This is a genomic window from Asanoa sp. NPDC050611, from assembly GCF_040654855.1.
Taxonomy (GTDB): Bacteria; Actinomycetota; Actinomycetes; order Mycobacteriales; family Micromonosporaceae; genus Asanoa.
The window spans coordinates 1-5,595 of record NZ_JBFAIU010000426.1 but is presented as its reverse complement, the minus strand read 5'-3'; the positions used below and the strand labels follow the sequence as shown (position 1 = coordinate 5,595).

Genomic DNA, 5,595 nt, shown 5'->3' with positions numbered 1-5,595 from the left:
ACGAGAGCGGCGAGCCGGGCGACGGTCTGGTCCACCCGGACCCGAGCGCGGCCGGCCCGGCGGGCAGGTTCAGGTCGCCGAGCAGCAGCCGCGGTGCGGGCAGGGTGCGCAGCTCGCGGACGACCTGGCGCAGCTGCCACAGGTTCCAGCCGGGCACGAACGACAGGTGGGTGGCGCCCACGGTCACGTCACCCCACGGCGTGGCCAGCACCGCGCAGACGAGCACGCGCGGCTCGTCGCGCAGCAGCATGGGCCGGCCGCGCCCGCCGCCGGCACCGACCGCGTAGATCGGCCCGGGCACGGGCGACGCGGAGAGCCGCACGGTCCGCCACGACCGCACCGGGTAGCGGCTGACCAGGCCGATGCCGTAGTTCGGCTCGTCGGCGCCGTCGTCGTCGAAGTCGAGGGGCCGGTAGGTCTCCCCCGGCGTGCCGACCACCGCGGCCACGAACCGGTGCGCGACCGCGTTGCCCGCGGATGCCGCGACCGCGGTCAGGTCGACGGAGCCGGAGCGTGGCTGCAGCCGGTCGACCTCCTGGATGGCGAGCACGTCGGCGTCGATCGTCGCCACCGCCTGCCCGAACCGCTGCTGGTCGACGACGCCGTCGTCGATGGACCGGCCGTGTAGCACGTTGAAGGTCGCCAACCGCACCTATGCACCCTACGGGTTGATGTGACAGGGTGGCCGCGTGATCTTCAAGGTCCTGGTCTGTGCCGCGCTGGTCTTCATCCTGATCGGGATGGCCGGCATCTACCTCCGGCGGTCCCGCGACCGCTGACGTCCGGGGTGGACGACAGTAGGTAAGGCTGCCCTTAGTAGGCTGGTGGCTGTGAGTGGCACGACGGCGGAGCCCCTCGGCGGGCCGGACCCGTCGACCACCGCGCGATGGCTGCAACGCCACCGCCCCGACCTGCACCCCGCGTACCTGCGGGAGCTGCCCGCGGCCCGGGCCGCGATCCTGCACCGGCTGACGACCGCCTTCACCCGGGAGCAGATCACCGCACCGGCCGGGCACACCGACCCGGCCGCGCTGCTGCGCGCGATGGGCCACGACCCGTTCGCCGTCGAGGTCGACAACAGCGTCGCCAACCTCGCCCTCGCGCGGGCCACCCAGCCGCGACCCGACGGCGGCCCACCGGCGATCACCCGGCCCACCCCGCCGCACTGGGAGCAGCTCGTCGTCGACGGGCACCCGCTGCACCCCGGCTGCCGCACCCGCTCCGGGATGACGACACAGGACGTCCTCGCGTACGCGCCGGAGCACCGCACCGTCGTCGACCTCGTCCAGGTCGAGGTGCCCGCGGACCGCTGGCACACCACCGGCGCCGGCCTGCCGCCGCTGCTGCACCTGCACCCGTGGCAGGCGGCCCGGCACCCCGGTCTGCGCGTCGTCGGCACCCGCCGGGCCCGGCCGCTGATGTCGCTGCGTACCCTCGCACCCCTCGACGACCCGTCCACGCACCTCAAGACCGCCATCGACGCGCAACTGACCAGCGCCGTGCGCACCGTCTCCCCCGCCGCCGTCGAAAACGGACCGACCCTGACCGGATTTCTCGCGGGCCTGACCGACGACATGGTGGTCCTGCGGGAGTACGCCGCCGGCGCCGTCCGCACCGACGGGCGACCCGACCGGCGCCTCGCCGTCGTCCACCGCCAGGCCCCACCGCCCGAGGCGATCCCGGTCGCGGCGCTGTCCGCACCGTCACCCGCCGACGGGGCGCCGATCGCGACCGAAGCGGTCCGGCTCGCCTACGGCGGCGACCCGCGCCCGTTCCTGGCCGACCTGACCCGCCTGCTCGTCACCGGACCGCTCGCCCTGCTCGAGCGCGGCATCGGCCTCGAGGCACACGGCCAGAACACCCTCGTCAGCCTCGACCGGGGCCGCCCGGCCACCCTCTACTACCGCGACGTCGGCGGCATCCGCATCGACCCGGCCCGCCTGCCCGACCCGCCGCCCCTGCACGGCGACATCGCCGCCGTCGACCCGAGCGAACCGGAGACCACCCTGCTCGCCGCCCTCACCGTCGTCCTCGGCCAGCTCGTCGGCACCCTGGCCGCCGCCACCGGCACGCCTCCGCCGGAGCTGTGGGGCGCGGCGGCCCGCACCGCCGGCGACCCGCTCACCCGACGCGACACGCTGCCGGTCAAGGCCACCACCAGCATGCGGCTGGCCGCGGACCCGCTCGAACCCCGCTGGGCGTACGTGCCGAACCCGCTGGCGGAGCACCGATGACCGCCGCCGACCTCGACACCGCCGCGCGCGAGACGACGGCCCGGTTGGCCGCCGTCGCACCGGAACTGGTGGCGCCGTTCCGGGCGGAACTGCCGGGCGCCGCCGCCACCGTCGGCCGGCGCCTCGCCGGCGCCCTGTACCGGGAGAACATCGGCGACGCCCGCGAACGCTACGCCGGCGTCGGCCGCCGCCACGCCTTCGACCGCCTCGAAGTGGACAAGACGGACGACCCGCCGGCCGACCTCCTGCCGCCCGGCCTGCCCGGCGGCGCCGGCCTCGCCGTGGTGCTCACCGACGCCGCCGTCAACCTCGCCCTCGCCCGGGCCCGCCCACAGCCCGCCGGCGCCGGCGACGACCCCGACGGGCGCGCCCTCGACCACGAACGCGTCGCGGTCGACGGCCACAACCTGCACCCCTGCGGCCGGACCCGGCTCGGCTGGGACACCGCCGACACGCTCCGCCATGACGTCGAGGCCGGCACGACCACGGTCGCGTTCGTCGCCGTACACCCGGACCTGTTCGTCGGCGACCACCTCGACCTCGCCGACCTCTACGCACAGGCACCACCCGGCCGGCACGTCATACCCGTGCACCAGTGGCAGCGCGACACCGTCCTGCGCCACCGCTACGCCGACCTCTACCGCGACGGGCGCATCCGCGACCTCGACGGCACGATCGCCGCCGCACCCACCGCCGCCGTGCGCACCCTGCTGCTCCCGCCCGCCCGCGACGGCCGCCGCCGCTACCTCAAGCTCTCCCTCGACATCCAGGTCACCTCGACCCGCCGCAGCATCTCCACCGCCAGCACCCGCAACGGCCCCGCCATCTCCGCGCTCCTGCACCGCCTCCTCGCAGACGAGCCCCGCGTCGTCCTGCTCGCCGAGACCGCCGGCACCGCCCTGTCCGCCGGCCGGGGACGCGACGGGTCCGCGATCCTCCGCGACGGCGTCGACCGCCACCTCGCCGCCGGCGAGACCGCGATACCCGGCGGCGGCCTGACCGCCGGCGACACCCTGGACCGGCTCGTCCCACCCGGACCGGGGAACGCTCTCCACTTCGTCGGCAGGTACGCCCGCCTGCTGCTCCCCCCGGTCATCAGCCTCGCCGCCCGGCACGGCATCGCCCTCGAAGCACACCTGCAGAACTGCCTGCCCACCTTCGTCGACGGCCGACCCCACCGGATCGTGTTCCGCGACTTCGCCGGCCTGCGCCTCTACCTGCCCCGCCTCGCCGACGCCGACCGGCCGCCGCTGTGGCCCGGCTCCGTCGTCGCCACCGACGACGTCGACGTCATGCGCGCCAAGCTCGGCTACACCGCCCTCCAGGCCCACCTCGGCGAGCTCGTCGTCCGCCTCACCCGCTCGCACGACCTCGACGAGGACCGCGCCTGGCGGGCCATCCGCGAGGCCCTCGACGAGGCGTACGAGCCGCTGCTGTCCGACCCCACGTCGACGAAAGCGGCCCGCGCGGACCACGCCGCCCTCACCGCCCCGACCGTCCCGCACAAGGCGCTCGTGCGGATGCGGCTGGCCGGCGACGGGGACCGCTACGTACCCGTGCAGAATCCGCTGCATGATCCCTGAACCGGTCGCCGCCGCCCTCCGCCGCGCCCGCCGCCCGGTCTGCGCCTACGTCTACGACCCCACCGTCGCCGTCGCGCGCATCGCCGCGCTGCGCGAAGCCCTCCCGCCCGGCACCCGCGTCCTCTACGCCGTCAAGGCCAACGGCAACCCCGACCTGCTGCACGCCGTCGCCGCACACGCCGACGGCCTCGAGGTCGCCTCCGGCGGCGAGCTCGACCTGGCCCTGGCCGCCGGAGCACGCACCATCGCGTTCGCCGGCCCCGCCAAGACCGACGGCGAGCTGTCCGCCGCCATCGCCGCCCACGCCACGATCCACGTCGAGAGCGCGCACGAGCTGCGCCGCCTCACCCACCTCGCCGCCGGCCGGCCGGCCACCGCAGCCCTGCGGGTCAACCGCGCCGCCGACACACCCAGCGGCAGCCACCGCATGACCGGCACACCCACCCCGTTCGGGATCGCGGAGGAGGACCTCGACACCCTGCCCCGCGACACCGTCCCGATCACCGGCTTCCACCTGCACGCCGTCTCCAACAACCTCGACGCCGCCGCACACGCCGCCTTCGTCGACGACGCCGTCACCTGGTCCCTCGCCACCGCCCGCCGCCTCGGCATCGACCTGACCTACGTCAACGCCGGCGGCGGCTTCGGCATCGACTACACCGGCGACACCACCTTCGACCTCCAGCGGCTCCGGATCCGCACACCGCCGCCCGGCGTCACCCTCACCGTCGAACCCGGACGGTGGATCGCCGCCGACACCGGCTGGTACGCCGCCGAGGTCATCGACCTCAAACGCAACCACGGCCGCTGGTTCGCCGTCCTCCGCGGCGGCACCCACCACTTCCGGCTACCCGCCGCCTGGGGCTACAGCCACCCCTTCACCGTCCTGCCCGTCGACGACTGGCCACACCCGTTCCCCCGTCCGGAGGTATCGGACGTCGCCGTCGACGCCACCGGCGAACTGTGCACACCCCGCGACGTCCTCACCCGCGGCCAGCACGTCGCACGGCTGCGCGTCGGCGACGTGCTCGTCTTCGCCCGCACCGGCGCCTACGGGTGGGACATCTCCCACCACGACTTCCTGCGCCACCCGTACCCGGAGGTGAAGGTCCTCGGGTCCGTCGGCTAGCGTCGGCCCGTGACGACGCCCACCATCCTGCGCGGCGGCCGCCGCGTCCACACCGGACGCCGCCTCGGCCAGGTGATCGGCCGCAAGCCCACCGGCATCACCGCCGGCCAGTGGAACACGGCCAACACCGTCGTCCTCGACTACCTGGTCACCGACGCCGACACCGACCACACCGAGTTCGCGGTCCTGTTCACCGACGCCGCCGCCAACGGCCGCGTCGAACGGATGACCACCGCCGTCTGCGACGCCGTCGGCCTGCCGCTGCTGCGGATCACCTCCGGCACCCTCACCGCCGCCGACCACGGCACCCAGATCCTCAACTACATCCTCGACGCCCGCGCGTTCGGCGGCGACTACCGCGACATCGTCGGCCGGCTCCCCGACGGGCGCACCGGCTACGTCAACGACCTCTCCTCCGTCGCCCGCGCCACCGCCGTCGACGCGTACGCCGGCCGCCAGCTCTTCGACCCGATCATCCGCGGCATCCGCGTCCGCTGGACCGGCGGCCCCGCCGAAGGATGGGCGTGGCTCCAGCTACGCGAAGGCGGCTACGTCTTCGAACGCGTCCTGCTCGCCGAGCACCGCACCACCTGCGGCGTGCCGGCCGACCGGCTCGCCGAGGACCTCGCCGGCGCCGCCATCGGGCAGC

General features: G+C 75.2%; 5 protein-coding genes. 4 read left to right on the top strand and 1 reads right to left on the bottom strand.

The window, feature by feature from the left end; translation table 11 throughout:
• Window positions 1-652, bottom strand: a 652-nt coding sequence (locus AB0H87_RS37155; RefSeq protein WP_360156929.1) for an endonuclease/exonuclease/phosphatase family protein, incomplete at its 3' end; no start/stop codon positions are given.
• 178 nt (window positions 653-830) lie between these two features.
• On the opposite strand from AB0H87_RS37155, the gene AB0H87_RS37150 reads away from it, so the two are divergent.
• The 4 genes from AB0H87_RS37150 to AB0H87_RS37135 form a co-directional block, all read left to right on the top strand.
• Window positions 831-2,234, top strand: coding sequence for an IucA/IucC family protein (locus AB0H87_RS37150; protein WP_360156926.1), 1,404 nt, complete (start codon window positions 831-833; stop codon window positions 2,232-2,234).
• Window positions 2,231-3,817 (top strand): IucA/IucC family protein, encoded by a 1,587-nt coding sequence (locus tag AB0H87_RS37145; RefSeq protein ID WP_360156923.1) that lies wholly within the window; start codon window positions 2,231-2,233, stop codon window positions 3,815-3,817. Before AB0H87_RS37150 ends, AB0H87_RS37145 begins: the two co-directional genes overlap by 4 nt.
• Window positions 3,807-4,946, top strand: coding sequence for an alanine racemase (locus AB0H87_RS37140; protein ID WP_360156920.1), 1,140 nt, complete (start codon window positions 3,807-3,809; stop codon window positions 4,944-4,946). The genes AB0H87_RS37145 and AB0H87_RS37140 overlap by 11 nt, the downstream gene beginning before the upstream one ends.
• A gap of 9 nt (window positions 4,947-4,955) precedes the next feature.
• Window positions 4,956-5,595: hypothetical protein (locus tag AB0H87_RS37135; protein ID WP_360156917.1), on the top strand; the 640-nt coding region annotated here is incomplete at its 3' end.